The following is a 22,393-nucleotide window of genomic DNA, read 5'->3' as shown; positions in this document are numbered from 1 at the left end:
CAAGCACAAACAAAATTGATCAATCGAGGCAACGATGCTGCGCGAATTGAAAACCTTTGTGGCAGTTGCGCGGCATGGCACTTTCGCTGCGGCCGGCCAGCAGGTGGGTTTGACCCAGTCGGCGGTCAGCGCGCAGATGCGTGTGCTGGAGCAGGGATTGGGCGTGCGGTTGTTCGAGCGCAGTGGGCGCTCGGCAGTGCTCAATGCTACCGGCAAGCATGCCTTGCCATTGGCGGAGCAGATGCTCGGGCTGTATGCGCAGATGGCCCTGCCAACCAGCGCGGCTGAGTGGCAAGGCGAGCTAAAGGTCGGTGCGATTGCTACCTTGCAAACTGGTTTGTTGCCCGAAGTCTTGCCGCGTTTTCGCGCCGCCGCGCCGCGGGTTGAGCTGAAACTGGTGCCGGGCGTGTCGCTCAACCTGCTGAGCCAGATTGATGCCGGCGAGTTGGACCTGGCGCTGCTGATCAAGCCGCCCTTCGAACTGCCCAAGGAGTTGCTGCAGATCAGCCTGGCGCGCGAGCCATTTGTGTTGATCACTCCGCTCAGCGTGACGGCGGATGACCCGCTGCAGATCCTCGCCGAGCAGCCGTTTGTGCGCTATGACCGACGCTCGTTCGGTGGGCGGCGGGTCAACCAGTTTCTCCGCGAGCAGCGCCTGACAGTGCAGGAGGCGCTGGAGCTGGATGAGTTGGAGGCCATCGTGCGGATGGTTGAATGCGGCCTTGGTGTGTCGCTGATTCCACGTGCAGGGCTGTGGTTGCAGCGGCCGACCCAGCTGCGCGTGCTGGAGTTGGGCGAGCTGACCTTCCACCGTGAGCTGGTCGCGGTACTACGCCGCGCTAAGCGCCAACCAGCCTTGGACTGTTTGCTGGAGTGCCTGCGCGAGGTCGCCGCCCAGCCATAAACGACAAACCCCGCACAGGGCGGGGTTTGTCGACGAGGATAAGTCGCGCAGTGGTTAGAACGCTGGAACTACGGCGCCCTGATATTTCTCTTCGATAAAGGCCTTAACTTCAGGGCTGTTCAGCGCCTTGGCCAGTTTCTGCAGGGCGGCGTTGTCCTTGCTGTCAGCACGCGCAACCAGGATGTTGACGTACGGCGAGTCGTTGCCTTCGATGGCCAGGGCATCTTTGGTTGGGTTGAGCTTGGCTTCCAGCGCGTAGTTGGTGTTGATCAGCGCCAGGTCAACCTGGGTCAGCACGCGCGGCAGAGTGGCGGCTTCCAGCTCACGGACTTTGATGGCTTTCGGGTTTTCGACGATGTCTTTCGGCGTGGCGAGGATGCCCGCTTCCGGCTTGAGGGTGATCACCCCGGCTTTTTGCAGCAGCAGCAAGGCACGGCCGCCGTTGGTGGCGTCGTTGGGGATCACCACGTTGGCGCCTTGCGGCAGGTCGGCCAGGCTCTTGTGCTGGCTGGAGTAGGCGCCGAAAGGCTCGACGTGTACGCCGGCCACGCTTACCAGCTCGGTGCCACGGCTCTTGTTGAACTCATCCAGATACGGCTGGTGCTGGAAGAAGTTGGCGTCCAGGCGCTTTTCGGCCACCTGCACGTTCGGCTGCACGTAGTCGGTGAAGACCTTGATGTTCAGCTCAACGCCTTCTTTGGCCAGGGCTGGCTTAACGAATTCGAGGATTTCCGCGTGCGGTACAGCGGTGGCCGCGACGCTCAGGCTTTCGGCCTGGGCGGAGAAGGCTGCCAGGGCGGCAACGGCGACGATCAATTTTTTCATCATAAAGCTCCTTGTTTGATGGGGCGGCGTTCGGCAAATAACCGCTGCGCCGCTGTCGTGTGCGTCCTAAAGGGCGCTCTATTTTCTGGAAAAATGCACCACCAGCTTGTCGCCGACGGTTTGCAGAACCTGCACCAGCACCAACAGCAGCACCACGGTGACCAGCATCACATCGGGCTGATAGCGCTGATAGCCATAACGCACCGCCAGGTCACCGAGGCCGCCGCCGCCAATCAGGCCGCTCATGGCGGTGTAGGACACCAGGGTAATCGCCGTGACGGTGGTGGCTGCGATGATGCCGGGCAGTGCCTCGGGCAGCAGCGCGTTGACCACAATTTGCCGGGTGGTCGCGCCCATGGCCTGGGTCGCTTCGATAATCCCGCGATCCACCTCACGCAACGCGGTTTCCACCAGGCGCGCGAAGAACGGTGTGGCCCCGACCACCAGCGGTGGAATGGCGCCGGCAACGCCCAGTGAAGTGCCGGTGACGATTACCGTGAAGGGGATCATCACAATCAGCAGGATCACGAACGGCACCGAACGCAGAATATTCACCAACAGCGAAAGCACGCCATACAGGGCTTTTTGTTCGAACATCTGCCGTGGGCTGGTGAGAAACAGCAGCACGCCCAGCGGCAGGCCGAGCAGCACGGTAAACAGCATGGAGCCGCCGAGCATGCTCAGGGTGTCCAGGCTGGCGTAGCCTATTTCCGCCCAATCAACATTGGGCAGCAGGCGGGTCAGTAGGGCTTCCATTAGCGCAGCACCTCCAGATGCACGTCGGCGGCTGCAAAGCGCGCCAGCGCGGCGTCCAGATCGCCGCCGGTGAGGGCCAGGGTCAACTGGCCGTAGGGGGTGTCCTTAATGCGGTCGATGCGCCCCGCGAGGATGCTGTAATCCACCCCGGTTTCGCGCGCGACGGTACCCAGCAGCGGCGCATAGGTGGCTTCACCCTGAAAGGTCAGGCGCAGAATACGGCCGACGACATGGGCGAAGTCGTCATGTTGCTCGTGCTCATCGACGTGCTCGGCTTCTTGCACGAAGCGCTTGGTGGTGGCGTGTTGTGGGTGCAGGAAGACGTCGGCCACCGAGCCCGACTCGACAACCACACCGGCATCCATCACCGCCACGCGGTCGCACACGCGGCGGATCACATCCATTTCGTGGGTGATCAGCACGATGGTCAGGTTCAGTTCACGGTTGATCTCGGCCAGCAGCTGCAGCACCGAAGCCGTTGTTTGTGGGTCGAGGGCGCTGGTGGCTTCGTCGCACAGCAGAATTTTCGGCTCGGTGGCCAGGGCGCGGGCAATGCCGACGCGCTGTTTCTGCCCGCCGGAGAGCTGCGCCGGGTATTTATCGGCGTGATCCTGCAGGCCGACGCGGGCCAGCAACTCGGTAACACGGGCCGTGATCGCGCTGCGCGACAGCTCGCCGGCCAGCTTCAGCGGCATGGCCACGTTGTCGGCGACGGTTTTTGACGACAACAGGTTGAAGTGCTGAAAGATCATCCCGACGCGCTGGCGGAAGCGCCGCAGGCCATTGGCGTCCAGGGCGGTCACGTCTTCGCCGTCGACCTCGATGCGTCCGCCGGAGGGTTCTTCCAGGCGGTTGATCAGGCGCAGCAGGGTGCTCTTGCCTGCGCCGGAGTGGCCGATGATGCCAAACACTTCGCCTCGGGCGATGTGCAGGTCGCTCGGCTGCAAAGCGGTGATGTCCTGGCCACTGACGCGATACGCCTTGTGGACCTGATGAAAATTGATCACGCGTTAAACCTTTTGGGTTTCAGAATTGCCGGGTAGGCATAAGCGGGCGGGTAGTTTAACCGGCACTGCTTAGGCCGCAAAAATCTTTGTAGACCTATGGTTATAACTAGATCTCATGAAAAACGCTGCCGTCCAGCCCAATGCAGCCAGTGCCAATGCAAACGACCGGGCAAGCCCGGTCGTGGTCACGCACCGCGCTGCTTAGCGTTTGGGGGTGAGAACCAGTTGCGGCACTTGAGCAGGGTTGATCACCTGGCTCATGCGCGGGCTGAAACTCGGGTCCAGGCGTTTGATGCGGGCATTGAGCAGGGAGGCGACCCAGGGGAAGTCCTTGCTCTGGCGCACTTCAATGCGCACCGCGCAATTGAACGCGACGATATCGGCGGCGACGCCATCGAGCAGGCTGCGCAAGCGTTCGTTGTCCTGGTTATCCAGCATCGGTATGGCGATCACGCTGCTGGCGGCGGCGGGATCAATCAGCCTGGCGATGGGCTTGGCTGGCACGGGCGCTTTGGCCGCCGGGGTATTCAGTGGTTGGATGGCCTGAATCGCGGCGGCCTGGCGCGCTGCAGCCAGTTGCCGGGCTTGCTCCAAACGGGCGGCTTCGGCGCGGGCCGCCGCCTGCTGACTGGCTTGGCGCTGCTGCTCGGCGGCGGCCAGTTCGGCTTCGCGGGCTTGGGCGATGGCGCCATCCAGGCCGGTGGTCAGCGCCGGTGCCTGAGGCATCAGGCTGCGGGCACGGCTCAGGGCTTTGGTGGCGTTATCTAGGTCGCCGCTTTGCAGGGCTTTTTGCCCTTGCTGCAGGTGCGCTTCGGCGAGTTGGCGCTGGTAGTGCTCCAGGCGCGTATCACCGGCAGCGCGTTGTTGCAGGGTTGCCAGCTGGCTTTCTGCCGCATTCAAGTCGCCGCTGCTAAGGCGCTGGTCGAGCTGGCGAAAGGCGCTGACCAAGTCATCAACCGGGAGATTGGCCGGTTGTGGCGCACTCTGGCAGCCGGCCAGCAGCAGAACCAGGATCAGGGTAAAGCCGCGGAAAACGAACGATTTCATGGCTGCGCGTCTCGGATTGTGCAAAAAACGCGCAAGTCTACACTGCGCTTTACGGCATCACCAACAGTTCAGGCGGTGCGCCGTGGCAGGGCGAAGGACAGCAAAAACAGGCCGGCAGCCGTCACCACGATCGAGGGTCCAGCCGGGGTGTCTTGAAACCACGACAGGCTGAGGCCGCCGCACACGGCAACAACCCCCAGCAGGCTGGCGCCAAAGGCCATCTGTTCCGGGGTGCGGGCATGGCGCTGAGCGGCGGCGGCGGGGATGATCAGCAACGAGGTGATCAGCAGCACGCCGACAATTTTCATCGCCACGGCAATTACCACGGCAATCAGCAGCATCAGGCTCAAGCGAATCGCCGCCACTGGCAGGCCTTCGACCCTGGCCAGTTCTTCATGCACGGTAATCGCCAGCAGCGGCCGCCACAGCACGGCCAGCAGCACCAGCACCAGCGCGCTGCCGCCGATGATCCAGGCCAGGTCAGTCGGGCCGACGGCCAGCAGGTCGCCGAACAGGTAACCCATCAAATCGATGCGCACATCCTGCATAAAGCTCAGCACCACCAGGCCCAGCGACAGTGTGCTGTGGGCGAGAATCCCCAGCAGGGTATCGGAGGCCAGCGGCTGGCGGCTTTGCAGGGTGACTAGCAGGGTCGCGAGGAGTACGCAGCCAACCGTCACCGCCAGGGTTGGGTTAACGTCCAGCATCAAACCCAGCGCCACCCCGAGCAGCGCGGCGTGGGACAGGGTGTCGCCGAAGTAGGCCATGCGCCGCCAGACCACGAAGGAGCCCAGCGGGCCGGCAACCAGCGCCAGAGCAAGGCCTGCGAGCAGGGCGTTGAGTAGAAAATCAGCCATGCTTGCAGCCATCTCCGTGGATGTGGGGTTTAACCGGGCCTTTGATGCTCAACCCGGGTGCGTTTTCGCTGACCACGGCGCCGTGTAGGTCGTGCTCATGGTCGTGGTGGTGGGTGTAGATCGCCAGGCTCTGTGCATCCTGGCCGAATAGCTCGACGAAGGCGGGATCAAAGCTGACTTGCTCCGGGTGCCCGGAACAGCAAACGTGACGGTTCAGGCAGACCACCTGATCGGTGGTGCTCATGACCAAATGCAGGTCGTGAGACACCATCAAAACGCCGCAGCCATAACGGTCACGCAGTTGGGTGATCAGTCGGTACAGCTCGGCCTGGCCGGCTACATCAACGCCCTGAACCGGCTCATCCAATACCAGCAGTTCCGGCTCGCGCAGCAGTGCACGGGCCAGCAGCACGCGCTGCAGCTCACCGCCGGAGATGCTTTGCAGTGGGCTATCAATCACCTGCTCGGCGCCCACTTCGGCCAGCGCGGCCAGCGCGCGCGGGCGATCAACCCCCGGCACCAAGCGCAGAAAGCGCAGCACCGAGAGCGGCAGGGTGGCATCGACGTGGAGTTTCTGCGGCATATAGCCGATGCGCAGCTTGGGTTTGCGCCAGACGCTGCCGTTGTTGGGTTTCAGCAGCCCGAGTACAGCGCGCACCAGGGTGGTTTTGCCGGCGCCGTTGGGGCCGATCAGGGTGACGATTTCGCCGGGCTTTACGCTGAGCTGCACATCCTGCAGCACATGTTGCCCGGCAAAGGTCACGCCTACGCCTTTGAGGCGAATCAGCGCGTCGCTCATGCGTGCTCCCGGCAGCCGGCGCACAGTCCGACCACTTCCACTGTTTGGCGTTCGACGACGAAGCCGACGTCCGCAGCGGCACCGACAATGGCGTCGCTGATCGTTGCCTGTTCCAGCTCGATGGCTGCACTGCAGGCCCGGCAGATCAAAAATTGACCCTGGTGTGGATGCTCCGGATGGCTGCAGCCGATAAAGGCATTGAGTGAGGCGATGCGGTGTACCAGGCCGTTTTCCAGAAGGAAATCCAGGGCGCGATAGACCGTTGGCGGCGCGGCGCGGCGACCGTCTTCCTCACTCAGTACGCCGAGGATGTCATAGGCGCCTAGCGGCTTGTGGCTGTGCCAGACCAATTCCAGTACGCGTTTGCGCAAGGCGGTCAGGCGCAGACCCTGACGCGTGCAGATGCTTTCCGCTTCAGTCAGGGCGTGACTGACGCAGTGTGAGTGGTCGTGTGGGCGTGAGGCCAAGGGTGCTTGAGTCATGGGCAACGACGAATAAGGTAAGAGACGTTATTATATTACCTGTTCCCGTCCGTATGAGTGCTCCCCGTGTTGCGTCTTTTTTCTACTGCTTGCCTGCTATTCGTCACGTTTTCCCTTAGCGCTGTCGCTCAGGCCGAGGTGCGCGTGTTGACCAGCATCAAGCCACTGCAGTTGATTGCAGCGGCCGTGCAGGATGGTGTTGGCCAGCCTGACGTGCTGCTGCCGCCTGGCGCGTCGCCGCACCATTACGCGCTGCGCCCCTCCGATATACGCAGTGTGCAGAGTGCCGACCTGCTGTACTGGGTTGGCCCTGATCTGGAGAGTTTCCTGCCGCGGGTGCTCAGCAGCCGTGCTAAAGCCAGTGTGAAGGTGCAGGAGCTACCGGGCATGAGCCTGCGTCATTTCGCGGATGAACATGCGCAGGACCACGCAGATGAGCATGCAGATCATGATGCGCCCGCGCAGGTGGCCGATCAGCATGATCACGACCACCGCCCTGGCAGCCTTGATGCGCACCTGTGGTTGCTGCCGGCCAATGCGTTGGTGATTGCCCGCAAGATGGCGGCTGACTTAGTTGTCGCCGATCCGGCTAATGCCGCACGCTACCAGGCCAATGTCGAGGCGTTCGCGGGCCGTTTGGCGGCACTGGATCAACGCCTGAAAAACCGTTTGCAGCGTTTGGCGGGCAAACCCTACTTCGTCTTCCACGAAGCCTACGATTATTTCGAGGCCGCTTACGGCCTCAAACATGCCGGTGTGTTCAGTGTGCTTGGCGAGGTCCAGCCGGGTGCCCAGCACGTTGCTGCCATGCGTGAGCGCTTGCAGCAGGCCGGGCCAACCTGCGTATTCAGCGAGCCGCCGCTGCTGCCACGCCTGGCGCAAACCCTGACGGCTGGCCTGCCAGTGACCCTCGCCGAACTGGATGCCATGGGCGGCGCCTTGCCGGTGGATGCCAACGGCTATGAAGCCTTGCTGGAAAATCTGGCAGGTGAGCTGGCGGGCTGTTTAGAGGCGTTGTAACGGCGACGGGCTGCGCTAGAAGGCAAATGGCAGCGCCAGCTCAACCTGCTGGCGGTGCGCCAGGCGGCGCTGGAATTCATCTGGGTCGTGGATCAGCACTTCCTGCCCGGCGAAGGATTCGGCAGCGATCAGGCGTGACAGCCAGAAGCGCACGCAGGCGATGCGCAGCATGGCCGGCCACAGCTCGGCTTCGGCAGCGATAAAGGGCCGCAGCGCCGCATAAGCGCCGAGCAAGGCTTGGGCGCGCTTGTGGTCGAGGCGGCCATCCTCCTGCGAGCACCAGTCATTCAGGGCGATCGCCAGGTCGTAAAGCATCGGCCCCGAGCAGGCGTTGTAGAAGTCGATCACCCCGGCCAGGTGGTTGCCGTCGAACAACACGTTGTCGCGAAACATGTCGGCATGCAGGTTGGCCTGCGGCAAGGTGAGAATGCGTGGCTTGAGCGCCTGAATTTCCGCTAATGCATCGCGCAGCAAGGGCACCTGTTCATCCGGCAACTGCAATGCCAGGCTTGGCCCTTCGGCGAGCATCCAGTCCAGCCCGCGATCGCTCTTGCGCGGCAGGGGTTGCGCGCGCGTGGCCAGGTGGATGCGTGCCAGCAGTGCGCCGACTTCCTGGCAGTGATGCGGATTGGCGCTCTGCACGTGTTTACCCGCCAGGCGCGGCTGCAACAACGCCGGTTTTTCCGCGAGGCTGCGCAGCGCCTCGCCGCTGGTCGTACGCAGGGCGTAAGGCACCGGCAGGCCGGCGTCATGCAGCACGTCGAGCAGTTCGATAAAGAACGGCAGGTCGGCACTTGGGCCCCGCTCGATCAGGGTCAGAACAAACTCGCCCTGTTCCAGGCTGACGAAGAAATTGCTGTTCTCGCTGCCGGCCGCAATGCCCTGGAAGTCGCGTAAGCGACCCAGGTTATACGGGGCGAGAAACGTCTCGAGCTCGTGGCGCTCAAGCGGGGTAAACACCGACATTACTGAACTGCCTTATTACCAGCTGAAAATTTCCCAGGCCGGAATCAACATATCCGGGCTGTCCGAGCGAACAAAGTTGCCATCACTGCCATCGGCGCGTACCAGAAAATACGGCTTACCGTTTTTAGGGATGACTTTTACCGCGTAGAGAAAACCGTTAACCCGGTATTCCTGGACGGTGCGGTCGCCTTCCTGGCGAATGGTTACGTCTGGGTCTGCCGATACCGGATCTTCGGCTTGCACGGCAAGCGTGGTGAATGCCAGCAGGCTGGCCAGCAACAGGCGATTGAGTGTGCGCATGGTAACCTTGTCCCTTTGATTTCAATGGTGTGGCCATTCTAACGCCGCCCCCGCCGAAAAGGTTGATCCTGCTCATGAGCCAAACTCCTTTAGTCCTGGTTGACGGTTCTTCTTACCTTTACCGTGCTTTCCATGCCTTACCGCCGCTGACCACGTCCAAAGGCCTGCCAACTGGCGCGGTTAAGGGTGTGTTGAACATGCTCAAGAGCCTGCGCAAGCAATACCCGAAAAGCCCGTTTGCCGTGGTGTTCGACGCTAAAGGCGGGACGTTTCGCGATGAAATGTTTGCCGACTACAAGGCTAATCGCCCATCGATGCCGGATGAGCTACGGGTGCAGATCGAGCCCCTGCATGTCAGCGTCAAGGCCATGGGCTATCCGCTGCTGTGCGTTGAAGGTGTAGAGGCGGACGATGTGATCGGCACCCTGGCCCGCCAGTGCGCAGCCGAAGGGCGCGACGTGGTGATCTCCACGGGCGATAAAGACATGGCCCAGCTGGTGTGCCCGCACGTGACCTTGGTCAACACCATGACTGGCAGTGTGTATGACATCGAGGGTGTGAAGACGAAATTCGGTGTCGGCCCCGAGCTGATCATCGACTACCTGGCGCTGATGGGCGACAAAGTCGACAACATTCCCGGTGTGCCGGGCGTGGGTGAAAAGACCGCGCTGGGTCTATTGGTCGGTATAGGCGGCGGCCTGGATGTGCTCTACGCCAATCTCGACAAAGTGCCCGCGCTGCCGATCCGCGGGGCCAAGACCCTGCCGGCCAAGCTCATTGAGCATAAGGACATGGCCTACCTGTCTTATGCCTTGGCCACCATCAAGCTGGATGTGCCGCTGGATATCCAGATCGAGTCGTTGCACCCCGGCGAGATGGATGTGCCAGCCTTGGTCGAGCTGTATGCCGAGCTGGAATTCAAAACCTGGCGTGATGAGTTACTGCGTAACAACCCTGCGCCGGCGGTTAAGCCGCCGGCCAAGCCCGCCGGTGATGATCTGTTTGCCCTGGCGCCAAGCGCTCATGCTGTGGTCGAGGAAGTTGCAGTTGCAGCGCCTGCACCGGTTGCGGCTGAAGCGCTTGTCGACGTTCAGGCGGCAGAGGCATTGGGCGATTACGCGTGCATCCTTGAGCAGGCGCAGTTTGATAGTTGGTTGGAGAAGCTGCGCAACGCCGAGCTGATTGCCTTTGATACCGAAACCACCGGCCTGGATGCGCAAAAGGCGCAGTTGGTCGGGCTGTCGTTTGCGGTCAAGGCTGGCGAAGCGGCCTATATCCCGGTGGCGCACAGCTACATGGGCGTGCCGACGCAGCTGGATCGCGATGCCGTGCTGCAGGCGCTAAAGCCGATCCTCGAAGACCCGAATAAGGCCAAGGTCGGCCAGCACGCCAAGTACGACATCAATATTCTCGCCAATGCCAGCACGCCGATTCAGGTGCAGGGGGTGAAGTTCGACACCATGCTCGAATCCTACGTACTGGACTCAACGGCCACCCGTCACGATATGGACAGCCTGGCGCTCAAGTACCTGGATCACAGCACCATTCGCTTCGAGGACATCGCCGGCAAGGGCGCCAAGCAACTGACCTTCGACCAGATCGATCTGGCCCAGGCCGCCCCTTATGCCGCTGAGGATGCAGACATCACCCTGCGTCTGCACCAGCATTTGTGGGCCAAGCTGGACGCCGAGCCGAGCCTGGCCAAGGTTTTGAGCGAGATTGAAATGCCGCTGGTGCCGGTGTTGGCGCGCATCGAACGTCAAGGTGCACTGGTCGATGCCAACCTGCTCGGCCTGCAAAGCAACGAGCTGGGTGAAAAGCTGGTGGCGCTGGAGCGTCAGGCATTCGAGATTGCCGGTGAGGAGTTCAACCTGGCGTCACCCAAGCAGCTCGGGGTGATTCTTTACGAGAAACTCGGCCTGCCGATTATCAGTAAAACCGCCAAAGGCCAGCCTTCGACGGCCGAAGCGGTGCTGGCCGAATTGGCCGAGCAGGACTTTGAGCTGCCCAAGGTGCTTATGCAGTACCGCTCCCTGAGCAAGCTGAAAAGTACCTACACCGACCGCCTGCCAGAGCAGATCAACCCGCGCACTGGGCGCATCCACACCAGTTACCACCAGGCCGTGGCCGCGACCGGTCGTTTGTCGTCGACTGATCCAAACCTGCAGAACATCCCGATCCGTACGGCCGAAGGTCGGCGCATTCGCCAGGCGTTTGTTGCGGCTAAAGGTTATAAGCTGCTGGCGGCCGATTACTCGCAAATCGAGCTGCGCATCATGGCCCATTTGGCCAAGGACGAAAGTTTGCTGGATGCCTTCCGCCACGGCCGCGATGTGCACAAGGCCACCGCCGCCGAAGTATTTGGCGTGCCGCTGGAAGAGGTCACGACTGATCAGCGCCGCAGCGCTAAGGCGATCAACTTCGGCCTGATTTACGGCATGAGCGCCTTTGGCCTGGCCAAGCAGATCGGCTGCGACCGCAAGCAGGCGCAGGCGTATATCGATGTGTACTTTGCGCGTTATCCCGGCGTGCTGGCCTACATGGAACGTACCCGTGAGCAGGCCTCCGAGCAGGGCTATGTGGAGACCCTGTTTGGTCGTCGCCTGTATCTGCCGGATATTCATGCGAAGAACCAGGCGCTGCGCAAAGGCGCCGAGCGCACCGCGATCAACGCGCCTATGCAGGGCACGGCGGCGGACATCATCAAGCGCGCCATGGTCACGGTGGATAACTGGCTGAGTGAGTCGGGCCTGGATGCCAAGGTCATCCTGCAGGTGCACGACGAACTGGTGCTGGAAGTGCGTGAGGATCTGGTCGAGCAAGTGCGTGAGCAGATCAAACCGCTGATGGGCAATGCCGCTGCGCTGGATGTGCCACTGCTGGTGGAAGTGGGCGTAGGCAATAACTGGGACGAAGCCCATTGATACTCCCCCCTCGCACCGGGCTGCAGCGCTAGCGCGATGGGGGTCTAGATTTAAGAGTATTAGCGCAGAATTACTTATAACTAATTAATTATTCCGCGGGCCTGAACTTTGTTTTGACTCGACCACTCAGAGTTTGTGGATGGCCTAGACAACCATTCAGTACTCCTTTGTTGTGTTAAGTGTTGGCAGATTCTGGACCCCGCCCTAGCGGTTCAGATGTTGAACCCCGAACTTCCCTCCCCCATAGAAGTCCGGGGTTTTTTTTGCCTGCGAGAAAATCGCTCGAACGCGTCAGGCTTCAGTGTCCTGATCATCCTCAAGGGCAAACTCACCCAGCTGCATCCACTCGGCCAGCACCGCTTGTGCCTCCTCAATGCCAATGCGCTTGGGCGCTGAGAACAGTTGGATGCTAACGCGATCGCCCCAGCCTTTTTGAATGTCCTGGCGCACCTTGAGCAAGGTGTTCTTCGCTGCACCAAAAGCCAGCTTGTCGGCCTTGGTCAGGAGAATGTGCATGGGCATTTCGCTGGCAACGGACCAATCCAGCATGAGGATGTCGAACTCGGTCAGTGGCTTGCGGATATCCATCATCAACATCAGCCCGCGCAGGCACTCGCGGCTACCCAAGTAGGCCTCCAGGTGTTTCTGCCAGTGCAGCTTCAGCGGGATTGGCACCTTGGCATAGCCATAACCTGGCAGGTCGACCAGGCGGCGCTCTTCGTCCAGCTTGAAGAAGTTGAGCAGCTGGGTACGCCCTGGGGTCTTCGAGGTGCGCGCCAGGCTGGCGTGGGTCAGGGTGTTCAGTGCGCTGGATTTACCGGCGTTGGAGCGCCCTGCAAAGGCCACTTCATGGCCGAAATCTTCCGGGCACTGGTCAACTTTGGCTGCGCTGATAAGGAAAGTAGCCTGTTGGCACAGGCCGATAATTGGGTTCTTGGCTTGCATCTGAGTATCCGTGAGGGCGAGCGTAGGGTGGCGTTACAGGCGCGATGCCCTTGCGACATTTGCGCGCAGCCTGCCTGTCTGTGCGAAGCGCGGCAAGCTGCGTCGTTTCCGTTTCAATGACGCCAGTATATAATGGCGCAGATTTTGTGTGCGCTTTCTCCCTTTAGTTGGATAAGTGGCCACGGGAACGATTTAGATCATCTGCCCGTAGAAAGCAGTACGTTCCCCTCCCTGATGAGGTTGATCTGATGAAAAAATTACTGACTGTAGCCGCTGCATTGACACTGTCGTTGAGTGCGCATGCCGCGCAGGACCCCGAAGCCGTCTACGCCCGTGCGTGCGGTGTGTGCCATAGCGGCGCCATCCCAACCGCGCCGAAGCGTGGTGATAAAGCTGCCTGGGAGCCGCGTCTGGCCAAGGGCATGGATGCGCTGGTACTGAGCGTCACCAATGGTCTGAATGCCATGCCGCCTCGCGGTCTGTGTATGGATTGCTCGGCCGAGGATTACCAAGCGGTCATCAAACTGATGTCCGAGTAAGCCTGGCCATAAACTCTTTTTCTTAGTCGCAAATTGGATTAGCTGATGAACAAAGTACTCGTGAGTCTGCTGTTGACCCTAGGCATCACCGGTCTGGCACATGCCGCAGGCAATGCTGAAGCCGGTCAGGGTAAGGTTGTTGTATGTGGTGCTTGTCATGGTGCCGATGGCAACAGTGCAGCGCCGAACTTCCCTAAACTGGCTGGGCAGGGCGAACGTTACTTGCTCAAGCAGCTGAATGACATCAAGTCCGGTGCACGTCCTATTGTGGAAATGACCGGCTTGCTGGACAACATGAGTGATCAAGATCTGCAAGATATCTCGGCCTACTTCGCCAGCCAGAAAATGAGTGTTGGCGCTGCCGACCCGAAACTGGTCGAGCGTGGCGGCGAGCTGTTCCGTGGTGGCAAGTTGGCTGAGGGCATGCCTGCTTGCATCGGCTGCCACGGGCCTAACGGCGCGGGCTTGGATGCGGCCGGTTACCCACAACTGGGTGGTCAGCACGCAACTTACATCGCTAAGCAGCTGACTGATTTCCGCGAAGGTAATCGCACCAATGACGGCGACAGCATGATCATGCGCTCGATCGCCGCTAAGCTGAGCAACAAGGACATGGAAGCGGTATCCAGCTTCATTCAGGGTCTGCACTGATCGGCTGAAAACGCGACATGCTGTAATGAAATAGGGTGGCTCAGGCCGCCCTTTTTCGTTGTGTGGCTCGCTACAATGCACGGAACCCCAGTTTGCCTTGTGGGTCGAACTTCCGTTCGTCATCACGCACCGTTTATAGCCAAGGAGTAACGCATGCGTAACCTGATTCTCAGTACCACTCTCGTCACCGCCAGTCTGTTTGGCCTGAGCGCTCATGCCGAGCCGATTGAAGCAGGCAAGCAATATGTTGAGCTGAGCAACCCCGTTGCGATTTCAAAGCCCGGCAAAATCGAAGTGGTTGAGCTGTTCTGGTACGGCTGTGGGCATTGCTATCAGTTCGAGTCGACGATCAACCCGTGGATCGAAACACTGCCGGAAGACGTCAACTTTGTGCGTATCCCGGCCATGTTCGGTGGCATGTGGAACGTTCACGGCCAGCTGTTCATCACCCTTGAGGCGATGAAGGTTGAGCACAAGGTGCATGGCGCGATATTCGATGCCATTCACATGCAGGGCAAGAAGCTCGCGACCCCGGAAGAAATGGCCGATTTCCTCGCGGCTGAAGGTGTCGACAAGGACGCTTTCCTCAAGACGTACAACTCCTTTGGCGTGAAGAGCCAGCTGGAAAAGGCCAAGAAACTGGCCATGGCGTATCAGATCACGGGCGTACCAGTGATGATCGTAAATGGTAAATATCGTTTCGATATCGGCAGCTCGGGTGGCCCTCAGCAGGCCCTGCAAGTGGCCGATCACCTGATTGCCAAAGAGCGCGCCGCGCAGTAACAGGCGCGCGCGGATCACGCGTTAATGCTCAGGCGCTGGCCAGCCAAGCGCGCGGTTGGCCTGTGCGATGCACAGGTCAACCCGTGTTGCCTGCCCGCGGATGACTGGCCGCAAAATGGCCGTCTACGCCTGCTCAGCTTCAATATTCAGGTGGGCATTAGCACTCAGCGTTACCACCATTACCTGACGCGCAGCTGGCAGCACTTGCTACCGGCTGCCGGGCGTAGCGGCAATCTGCAACGGATTGGCGATCTACTCGGTGATTTTGACCTGGTGGCGCTGCAAGAGGTCGATGGTGGCAGCCTGCGTTCGGGTTACGTCAATCAGGTCGAGCACCTGGCGCGTCTTGGCGCCTTCCCTTATTGGTATCAGCAACTCAACCGCAACCTCGGCCGCCTGGCCCAGCACAGCAATGGTGTACTCAGTCGTTTGCGCCCCAGCCTGATGGAAGACCATCCGCTGCCCGGCCCGCCTGGTCGTGGCGCGATGCTGTTGCGTCTTGGCGAAGGTCCGGATGCAGTGGCTGTGGTGATGATGCACCTGTCCCTTGGCGCGCGTACCCGCACCCGTCAGTTAGCTTACATCCGTGAGTTGCTCAGTGATTATCGGCATGTTGTGCTGATGGGCGACATGAACACCCATGCCAACGACCTGCTGCAGTTCTCGCCGCTGCGCGATCTTGAGCTGTTTGCGCCGCAAATCGAGGCCACGTTCCCCAGTTGGCGGCCGCAACGCTGCCTTGACCATATTCTGCTCAGCCCCAGCTTGCCGCTGGAGCGCTGCGAGGTGCTGTCGCAGCCGATTTCTGACCACCTGCCAGTGGCGGTGCAAATTCGCCTGCCCACTTCACTCTTTGCGCCTGCAACGCCTATGCTGATTGAGCCTTGAACGTGGACTGTAACCATGACCGATGATGCCCAGCGCTGGAAAAGTAAGTATCTGGAAAGCTTGGAGCAGCAAGAGAAACTAGAACGCCGCTGGAATGCCCGCCTCGACCTGTTGAGGCGTGGGTTGGTGCGCAGCTCGCTGGCGGCCGAGGGCAGTGACAAATCGGTCGACCAGTGTATGCAGGAGCTGCGCGATATTCTGCGTCGCGACGATATTGATTCCGGCCTGTCTGCGCTTATTCCCCGCTTGGAAAAGGCCGTGCTCGACTCTGAGAAAAGTCGTCAGGAGCGGCTTGAGCTGAACGTGTCTGGGATGACCAGCCTGACCGATCAGTTGCTGGCCTTGGATCCCCCGCGTGAGGTGCGCAAAGCGCTGAAGCAGTTTGCCAAGCGCATCGAAGAGCGTGCCAGTCAGCCACGCGAGCTGCCTGCGCTGCTCAGTGAGTTGAGCCGCCTGCAGCAGCAAGCCCTAGCAACGATTGAGAATGAGGCAGATACCGCGCGTCCAGGTTTCCTGCAGCGCTTGTTTGGTAGCAAGGAGGCGGCATCAAGCAGCCCTGCTGATAGCGCGCCTGCCCAGGTGGACAGGCCACAACCAGCGTCGCCAGAATCTGCACCAGACACACCACTTGAGAGTCCAGCGCCTGCGGTTGAGCCGTTGCTCCGCCCGAGCAATGCTGCACCTGCATCCGCATCCGCTCCTGCAGAACCTGCCACGCTAAGTGCTGAGCCGGAATCGGCGTCAGAGTCGCCGACAACCGCCGCGTCGATCCCCCAGACGCTCTCAGCCTCTGAAGCAGTTTTGTCGATGCAAGAGGAGGGCGATCCGGCCTACGCGCTGCCCGCCATTCCCGAGCCAGGTTACAGCGCCGTTGCGCCGCATATCGGCAGCAGCCTGCTGGGCCTGCTCGATGAGCTGGAGTTGCCGGAGCGGCATCAGCCGCAGGGCGAGGCGCTGCGCCAGCGCGTGCAGGGCGGCCTGAACTGGTACGAATTGGTCGCGGTGCTGGACGATTTGGCGGTGCTGGTGCTGGCCGTCACCGACAGCGGTCAGCGTGAGTTTGCCGGTTACTTGAAACAGCTGAATGAGCGCTTAGCATCGTTTCTCAGCACCCTTAGTGAAGCGCATGAGGGCTATAGCGAGTCTGTAGAGAGCGCCCGCAGCTTTAATCAGGAGCTGCGTGAACAAGTCAGTGGTTTGCAGGCCAGTGTGCTCGATGCCGTCGACCTGCAGACGCTCAAGCAATCCCTGGAGGCGCGTCTGGATGGCTTGCTGAGCACGGTTAGCGCGCACCAGAAGCACCGGGACGGCCATGAAGAACAAGTGGCGCAGCGCCTGCAAAGCCTGACCCAAAAGGTCGCAGATATGGAGCAGGAGGCGCAGAGTTTCCGTGATCACCTCGAAGAGCAGCGACAAAAAGCCCTGATCGACCCGCTGACCGGTCTGCCCAATCGTGCCGGTTGGAGCGAGCGCTTGGAGTTGGAAATGGCGCGCTGGAAGCGCTATGGCGGTGAGTTGCTATTGGCCGTGCTGGATATCGATCACTTTAAGCGGATCAATGACGGCTACGGCCATTTGGCAGGCGACAAGGTACTGAAGATCATTGCCGGTGAATTATCCAAGCGCCTGCGCAAAACAGATTTTATTGCGCGCTTTGGCGGCGAGGAGTTTGTCCTGCTGATCCCTTCGACGCCTCTGGAGGGCGGCCAGCAACTGCTGCAAACCCTGCTGGATGGCGTCGAACAGTGCCCGTTCCACTTTCGCGGTGAGCGGGTGACCATCACCCTGTCGGCTGGCCTGACCGCCTTTGCTAATGATGAGGGCAGCGACACGGTGTTTGAGCGCGCCGACCAGGCGCTCTACCGTGCCAAAGGCGGTGGGCGTAATCAGGTTGTGCTGGGCTGAACCCGGCCACCTCAAGCCACGGCGTAGAGGTAGGGCTTCCAGCTTTCAGGAATGTTCCCCAGCTGCGGGTAACCGAGGTTGCGTAGATGCCCGCCCGCGAGCAGGAAGGGTGTATGCCGCAGCGCCTGCGGTACGTCGCGCAGCTCCGGTAGCCAGAGGCTGACGTATTGGGCGTCGGGGTCGTACATGCGTGCTTGGCGCAACGCATTGAACACTCGGTTTTGCCGTGGGTCATTTCCCACGCCAGCCAGGTAGGCCCAGTTGCCCCAGTTGCTGGCTGGGTCGTAATCAATCAGGTGTTCTTCGAACCAGGCCGCGCCATGGCGCCAATCCTGTTGCAGGTCATTGATTAAATAACTGGCAACCACCTGCCGACCGCGGTTGGACATAAAGCCGGTGGCGGCCAGTTCGCGCATATTGGCATCCACCAACGGCATACCGGTACGCCCGCGCGACCAGTCCTGAAAGCGTTGATCCAAAGGTTGCACTGTATCCGCGCCAGCCTTGAGGCCGCCCGCTTTGAATAGCGCGCTGCCGTGGCGCAGCAGCGTCCAGCGGAAGAAATCCCGCCACAGCATCTCAACCCACAGCCAGTGCGTTGAGTCATTGCGCTTGTATTGCGCCTCGTGACGGCGCAGCTCGGCGATTACCCGGCGTGCCGACAGGCTGCCATTGGCCAACCAGGGTGAGAACTTCGACGAATACTCGGTGCCTAGCATGCCGTTACGGGTGTCCTTGTACTGCCTTACGCCTTGAGTCTTCCACAGGTAGTCACGCAGTCGGGCGAGGGCGGCTGGTTCGCCTCCAGAGAAGGGAAAGGCGCTGGACGATACGCTGAGTGGCTCACCCAGGCCCAGCTGAGAGAGCGTGGGCAGCGGCTGCATCAGTGCCAGTGCGCCATCAGGCAATACCGGCAATCGCTGCGGTGCGTGACGCGGTTGGAACACGTGCAAGCGTTCTTCGACCAGGCTGCGGAACTGACTAAACACTGATGGCAACTGATCAAGGCTGAAAGGCAGTTCTTCGCTGCGCAGCAGGTTGTTGGCGGGCAATTGTTGCAGGGCAATCGGGCCGAGTTGTTGAGCGACCTGTACCACCTGGGCTTGTTCGTCGGGCGCGATTTCCGCCAGGGTCAGCACCTGGTCCAGGTTGAACTGCGCCACCAGTTGTGGGATGACCTGCTGCGGTGTGCCGATAACCACCAGCAGGTGTGAGCCACGCTGGTGCAATTCAGCCTCCAGCGCCACCAAGCTTTCCAGTAAAAAACGCGCGCGATGCACACCCATGCGGCGCATGCCAAATGCGTTGAGCTGTAGCAAGGCGGGGTCCAGGACATACACCGGCAGCAGGCACTCGGCCGCCAGGCCCGCCTGGAGGGCGGGGTGGTCATCAAGGCGGAGATCCTGTTTGAACCACAGCAAGGCGCGCATTGGGTGTTCTCCATATTGGTACATAAGCTGTACAGGATTGCTGTGTTTGTACAGATGCCAGTCTAGCAGTGTCAGGCATCGCTTGCATGTGGCCTCAAGGCCTGTGCTGTTCTGCTTGATCCAAGGCGTTTTCTGCTGCGGGAGGCACTAAACTGTGCCGATCTGTAGAGGAGTAGTCATGGATATTTTCGGCATCGCCGCGTTGATCTTTCTGGTCACCGACCCCTTCGGCAACATCGCCATCTTTATCGCCGCACTGAAGAATGTACCGGCCAAGCGCCGCCTGTGGGTTGCCGCGCGCGAGTTGTTATTCGCCCTGGCACTGCTGCTGTTGTTTCTTACCTTTGGCGACAAAGTGCTCAGCGCTCTGGGGCTGTCGCGCGAGGCAACGGCAATTGCGGGCGGTATCATCCTGTTCGTCATCGCCATGCGCCTGATCTTCCCCGGCCCGCAGGGGGTATTAGGCGATGTGCCAGATGGCGAGCCGATGCTGGTGCCGCTGGCCACGCCGGCGGTGGCGGGGCCCTCTGCTCTGGCGGTATTGATGACCCTGCGCAACACTCATGAAGGGCCGCTCTGGGAGCTTTACGCGGCGGTGCTACTGGCTTGGGCGTTGACCGCCTTTATTCTGTTGCAGGCCTCGTTTCTGCAGCGTTTTCTCGGACCTCGCGGGTTGACTGCAGTGGAGCGATTGATGGGCATGCTGTTGATTATGCTCAGCGTCGATATGCTGCTGGATAACCTGCAAAGCGTGTTGCATATCAGCCCATGAAAGCTTTTTGTTTGAGTGTTTTAGCCCTGCTACTGGCCGGTTGCAGCAGCGGCCCGCGCATTGATGATAGTTACACCGCCATCGGCCAGAACAGCCGGGTGCAATACATCGTGCTGCATTACACCTCTGCCGATCTGCAGCGCTCACTGCAGTTACTCACTGAAGAGGAGGTCAGCAGCCATTACCTGATCGGCGAGGCGCCGGCGACCATTTACCGATTGGTCGATGAGAATCGCCGCGCCTGGCATGCCGGTGTGAGCGAGTGGCAGGGGCGCACCTGGCTAAATGGCACAACCATTGGCATTGAGCTGGTTAACCAGGGGTTTTATGACACCCCCACGGGGCGACATTGGCAGCCCTTTGCTCCCGCGCAGATCGACGCGCTGATTGTCTTGCTCAAGGACATCATGCAGCGCCATCAACTGGCGCCCGGCAGCATCATCGCGCACAGCGATATTGCCCCACAGCGCAAGGTTGATCCCGGTCCGCTGTTCCCCTGGAAGCGCCTCGCCGATGCTGGCCTGATGCCCTGGCCGGATCCCGTCGAGGTGGCGCGCCAGCAAGTGCTGTTCAGTGCCAGCCTGCCGAGTGTGCAGTGGTTTCAGGAGCAACTGGCACGCCAGGGCTATGCCGTGCCCCGGCACGGTGAATTGGACCCGGCCACGCGCAACGTGATTGCCGCCTTGCAGATGAAGTACCGCCCAGCCCGTTATGACGGCGAGCCGGATGCGCAGACGGCTGCGTTATTGGTGGTTCTGGCCGGGATGGCTGCGCAGCACTGAGTGCCTAGCTGGGGTGCTACTTGTTAACAAACGCAGAAGCAGTGACTGCTTCGGCGTTTTTTTTATGTGTGGACGTCTGTTTTTGACTGAGATTCTAGTAATCGTTCTGCTGAAACTGTTATTTTGTAAAATGTATACAAAGTTGTAGCCAAGAGGTTTTTTCTTTGTCTACATTGTACGCACAAGAACAACAGCGAGATCCTCAGCATGACGACTTCACCTGTTACGCCGTCTTCTACGTCGCGTCCGGAAGATGAAAACCTCGGTATCGGTGCCAACTTCGCTTATGGCCTGCAGCATGTGCTGACCATGTATGGCGGCATCGTTGCAGTACCGCTGATCATTGGTCAGGCCGCAGGGCTGTCGCCGGCGGATATCGGCCTGCTGATCGCGGCTTCGCTGTTTGCCGGTGGCTTGGCAACCTTGCTGCAAACCCTCGGTTTACCCTTCTTCGGTTCGCAATTGCCGCTGGTCCAGGGCGTGTCCTTTGCCGGCGTGGCGACCATGGTCGCGATTCTCGGTAGCGGTGGTGAGGGTGGCCTGCAGGCCGTATTCGGTGCGGTGATTGCCGCCTCGCTGATCGGGCTGTTGATTACCCCGGTGTTTTCGCGCATTACCAAATTCTTCCCGCCGCTGGTCAACGGTATTGTCATCACCATTATCGGTCTGACCCTGATGCCGGTAGCTGCGCGTTGGGCGATGGGTGGCAACAGCCAGGCCGCCGACTTCGGCAGCATGGCCAATATCGGCCTGGCCGCTCTGACCCTGGCCACCGTGCTGCTGCTGAGCAAAGTGGGCAGTGCCAGCATCTCGCGCCTGTCGATCCTGCTGGCCATGATCATCGGTACCCTGGTCGCTGTAGCGCTGGGTATGGCGGATTTTTCCAAGGTGTCTCAAGGGCCGATATTCGCCTTGCCTTCGCCGTTCCATTTCGGCATGCCGACCTTTCACGTCGCGGCCATTATCTCGATGTGTATTGTGATCATCGTCACCCTGGTGGAAACCTCGGCGGACATCCTGGCGGTCGGTGACATCATCGAAACCAAGGTCGACTCCAAGCGCCTCGGCAATGGCCTGCGGGCTGACATGATCTCCAGCGTATTCGCGCCGATCTTCGGCTCCTTCACCCAGAGTGCCTTTGCCCAGAACGTCGGCTTGGTGGCTGTGACCGGGGTCAAGAGTCGTTATGTGGTTGCGTCGGCGGGCTTGATTCTGGTGACCCTGGGGCTGCTGCCGATCATGGGTCGCTTGGTGGCGGCGGTGCCAACGTCAGTCTTGGGCGGGGCCGGTGTGGTGTTGTTCGGTACTGTGGCGGCGAGCGGCATTCGCACGCTGTCCAAGGTTGATTACCGCAACAACATGAACCTGATCATTGTCGCCACCTCGATCGGCTTCGGCATGATCCCCATCGCCGCGCCGACCTTCTATCACCAGTTCCCATCCTGGTTTGAAACCATTTTCCACTCGGGCATCAGTTCGGCTGCGATCATGGCCATTGCGCTCAACCTGCTGTTCAACCACTTCAAGACCGGTAACTCCGAGAACCAGTCAGTCTTCGTGGCGGCCAGCGAACGCACCTTGGGCTTCCAGGATGTGGCGGCCTTGAACGACGGTGACTACTTCAAGGGCGGTAAGTTGTTCGATGCTGAAGGCAAAGAAGTGCCGCTGGTCAAGGATGCCGCTAGCCATTAGGCCAGTTGCGCGACTAAACCTGAGCCAAGGGTGAGCCGGTAGGCGTCGCCCGTAACATGAGAACGCCGCCGTTAAGGCGGCGTTCTCATGTGTGGCGGGTGCCAGGCTGCACAAGTGGG

The 22,393-nt window shown here is 60.5% G+C and carries 22 protein-coding genes; 11 read left to right on the top strand and 11 right to left on the bottom strand.

The features are described from left to right. Positions 1-34 precede the first annotated feature (34 nt). Positions 35-904, top strand: coding sequence for a LysR family transcriptional regulator (locus tag SOP97_RS03185; protein WP_274087396.1), 870 nt, complete (start codon positions 35-37; stop codon positions 902-904). A 54-nt stretch (positions 905-958) separates the two neighbouring features. Here SOP97_RS03185 and SOP97_RS03180 read toward each other — a convergent pair whose 3' ends face one another. From SOP97_RS03180 to SOP97_RS03150, 7 genes are all read right to left on the bottom strand, one after another. Further along, a complete protein-coding gene (locus tag SOP97_RS03180) occupies positions 959-1,729 on the bottom strand; it encodes a MetQ/NlpA family ABC transporter substrate-binding protein (RefSeq protein ID WP_274087395.1) in 771 nt (256 codons plus the stop codon). 78 nt (positions 1,730-1,807) lie between these two features. Continuing rightward, positions 1,808-2,485, bottom strand: a complete 678-nt coding sequence (locus SOP97_RS03175; RefSeq protein ID WP_274087394.1) for a methionine ABC transporter permease — start codon at positions 2,483-2,485, stop codon at positions 1,808-1,810. Continuing rightward, a complete protein-coding gene (locus SOP97_RS03170; protein WP_274087393.1) occupies positions 2,485-3,492 on the bottom strand; it encodes a methionine ABC transporter ATP-binding protein in 1,008 nt (335 codons plus the stop codon). The genes SOP97_RS03175 and SOP97_RS03170 overlap by 1 nt, the downstream gene beginning before the upstream one ends. Positions 3,493-3,693: 201 nt before the next feature. Beyond that, positions 3,694-4,539 (bottom strand): PA5502 family lipoprotein, encoded by an 846-nt coding sequence (locus SOP97_RS03165; RefSeq protein ID WP_274087392.1) that lies wholly within the window; start codon positions 4,537-4,539, stop codon positions 3,694-3,696. A 68-nt stretch (positions 4,540-4,607) separates the two neighbouring features. Continuing rightward, positions 4,608-5,396: a zinc ABC transporter permease subunit ZnuB gene (gene znuB / locus SOP97_RS03160; protein WP_274087391.1), complete on the bottom strand. Its 789-nt coding sequence runs from the start codon at positions 5,394-5,396 to the stop codon at positions 4,608-4,610. Then, positions 5,389-6,195 carry a zinc ABC transporter ATP-binding protein ZnuC gene (gene znuC / locus SOP97_RS03155; protein ID WP_322948195.1) on the bottom strand — a complete coding sequence of 269 codons (807 nt, stop codon included), beginning with the start codon at positions 6,193-6,195 and terminating at the stop codon, positions 5,389-5,391. Before znuC ends, znuB begins: the two co-directional genes overlap by 8 nt. Next, positions 6,192-6,677 carry a Fur family transcriptional regulator gene (locus SOP97_RS03150; protein WP_274087389.1) on the bottom strand — a complete coding sequence of 162 codons (486 nt, stop codon included), beginning with the start codon at positions 6,675-6,677 and terminating at the stop codon, positions 6,192-6,194. Before SOP97_RS03150 ends, znuC begins: the two co-directional genes overlap by 4 nt. A 66-nt stretch (positions 6,678-6,743) precedes the next feature. Here SOP97_RS03150 and znuA point away from each other — a divergent pair, with 66 nt between their 5' ends. Next, entirely contained in the window at positions 6,744-7,697 is a 954-nt protein-coding gene (gene znuA / locus SOP97_RS03145) for a zinc ABC transporter substrate-binding protein ZnuA (RefSeq protein WP_274087388.1), read from the top strand. A 15-nt stretch (positions 7,698-7,712) separates the two neighbouring features. Here the strand turns inward: znuA and SOP97_RS03140 are convergent, their stop codons facing one another. Both SOP97_RS03140 and SOP97_RS03135 read right to left on the bottom strand, forming a co-directional pair. Beyond that, on the bottom strand, positions 7,713-8,663 hold the full coding sequence (locus SOP97_RS03140; RefSeq protein ID WP_274087387.1) for a homoserine kinase: 951 nt from the start codon (positions 8,661-8,663) through the stop codon (positions 7,713-7,715). Positions 8,664-8,678: 15 nt separating this feature from the next. Beyond that, the gene (locus tag SOP97_RS03135; RefSeq protein ID WP_274087386.1) at positions 8,679-8,963 is read right to left on the bottom strand and encodes a DUF2782 domain-containing protein; all 285 of its coding nucleotides are present in this window, start codon (positions 8,961-8,963) and stop codon (positions 8,679-8,681) included. Positions 8,964-9,037: 74 nt separating this feature from the next. Between SOP97_RS03135 and polA the strand changes: the two genes are divergently transcribed. Next, the gene (polA, locus tag SOP97_RS03130; RefSeq protein ID WP_274087385.1) at positions 9,038-11,887 is read left to right on the top strand and encodes a DNA polymerase I; all 2,850 of its coding nucleotides are present in this window, start codon (positions 9,038-9,040) and stop codon (positions 11,885-11,887) included. Positions 11,888-12,178: 291 nt separating this feature from the next. On the opposite strand, the gene yihA is transcribed toward polA, so the two are convergent. Continuing rightward, positions 12,179-12,832 carry a ribosome biogenesis GTP-binding protein YihA/YsxC gene (yihA, locus tag SOP97_RS03125; protein ID WP_274087384.1) on the bottom strand — a complete coding sequence of 218 codons (654 nt, stop codon included), beginning with the start codon at positions 12,830-12,832 and terminating at the stop codon, positions 12,179-12,181. A gap of 248 nt (positions 12,833-13,080) precedes the next feature. On the opposite strand from yihA, the gene SOP97_RS03120 reads away from it, so the two are divergent. The 5 genes from SOP97_RS03120 to SOP97_RS03100 all read left to right on the top strand — a co-directional run bounded on the left by SOP97_RS03120 (position 13,081) and on the right by SOP97_RS03100 (position 17,598). Beyond that, entirely contained in the window at positions 13,081-13,371 is a 291-nt protein-coding gene (locus SOP97_RS03120) for a c-type cytochrome (RefSeq protein WP_274087383.1), read from the top strand. 45 nt (positions 13,372-13,416) lie between these two features. Beyond that, positions 13,417-14,022 (top strand): c-type cytochrome, encoded by a 606-nt coding sequence (locus SOP97_RS03115; protein ID WP_274087382.1) that lies wholly within the window; start codon positions 13,417-13,419, stop codon positions 14,020-14,022. Between the two features lie 153 nt (positions 14,023-14,175). Beyond that, positions 14,176-14,805, top strand: a complete 630-nt coding sequence (locus SOP97_RS03110; protein WP_274087381.1) for a thiol:disulfide interchange protein DsbA/DsbL — start codon at positions 14,176-14,178, stop codon at positions 14,803-14,805. Positions 14,806-14,829: 24 nt separating this feature from the next. After that, entirely contained in the window at positions 14,830-15,693 is an 864-nt protein-coding gene (locus SOP97_RS03105; protein ID WP_274087380.1) for an endonuclease/exonuclease/phosphatase family protein, read from the top strand. Between the two features lie 15 nt (positions 15,694-15,708). Beyond that, positions 15,709-17,598 (top strand): GGDEF domain-containing protein, encoded by a 1,890-nt coding sequence (locus SOP97_RS03100; protein WP_322948194.1) that lies wholly within the window; start codon positions 15,709-15,711, stop codon positions 17,596-17,598. 11 nt (positions 17,599-17,609) lie between these two features. On the opposite strand, the gene SOP97_RS03095 is transcribed toward SOP97_RS03100, so the two are convergent. Then, positions 17,610-19,028 carry a DASH family cryptochrome gene (locus SOP97_RS03095; protein ID WP_274087378.1) on the bottom strand — a complete coding sequence of 473 codons (1,419 nt, stop codon included), beginning with the start codon at positions 19,026-19,028 and terminating at the stop codon, positions 17,610-17,612. Positions 19,029-19,206: 178 nt separating this feature from the next. Between SOP97_RS03095 and SOP97_RS03090 the strand changes: the two genes are divergently transcribed. The 3 genes from SOP97_RS03090 to SOP97_RS03080 all read left to right on the top strand — a co-directional run bounded on the left by SOP97_RS03090 (position 19,207) and on the right by SOP97_RS03080 (position 22,274). Next, the gene (locus SOP97_RS03090) at positions 19,207-19,800 is read left to right on the top strand and encodes a MarC family protein (protein WP_274087377.1); all 594 of its coding nucleotides are present in this window, start codon (positions 19,207-19,209) and stop codon (positions 19,798-19,800) included. Beyond that, on the top strand, positions 19,797-20,582 hold the full coding sequence (locus SOP97_RS03085) for an N-acetylmuramoyl-L-alanine amidase (RefSeq protein ID WP_274087376.1): 786 nt from the start codon (positions 19,797-19,799) through the stop codon (positions 20,580-20,582). Before SOP97_RS03090 ends, SOP97_RS03085 begins: the two co-directional genes overlap by 4 nt. A 207-nt stretch (positions 20,583-20,789) precedes the next feature. Further along, positions 20,790-22,274 carry a nucleobase:cation symporter-2 family protein gene (locus tag SOP97_RS03080; RefSeq protein ID WP_274087375.1) on the top strand — a complete coding sequence of 495 codons (1,485 nt, stop codon included), beginning with the start codon at positions 20,790-20,792 and terminating at the stop codon, positions 22,272-22,274. The last annotated feature ends 119 nt before the right edge of the window (positions 22,275-22,393 follow it).

The sequence above is a fragment of the Pseudomonas spirodelae genome (assembly GCF_034653255.1).
GTDB classification, from domain to species: domain Bacteria; phylum Pseudomonadota; class Gammaproteobacteria; order Pseudomonadales; family Pseudomonadaceae; genus Aquipseudomonas; species Aquipseudomonas spirodelae.
Note: the sequence above shows the minus strand (reverse complement) of the source record. Positions and strands in the feature narration are given on the sequence as shown.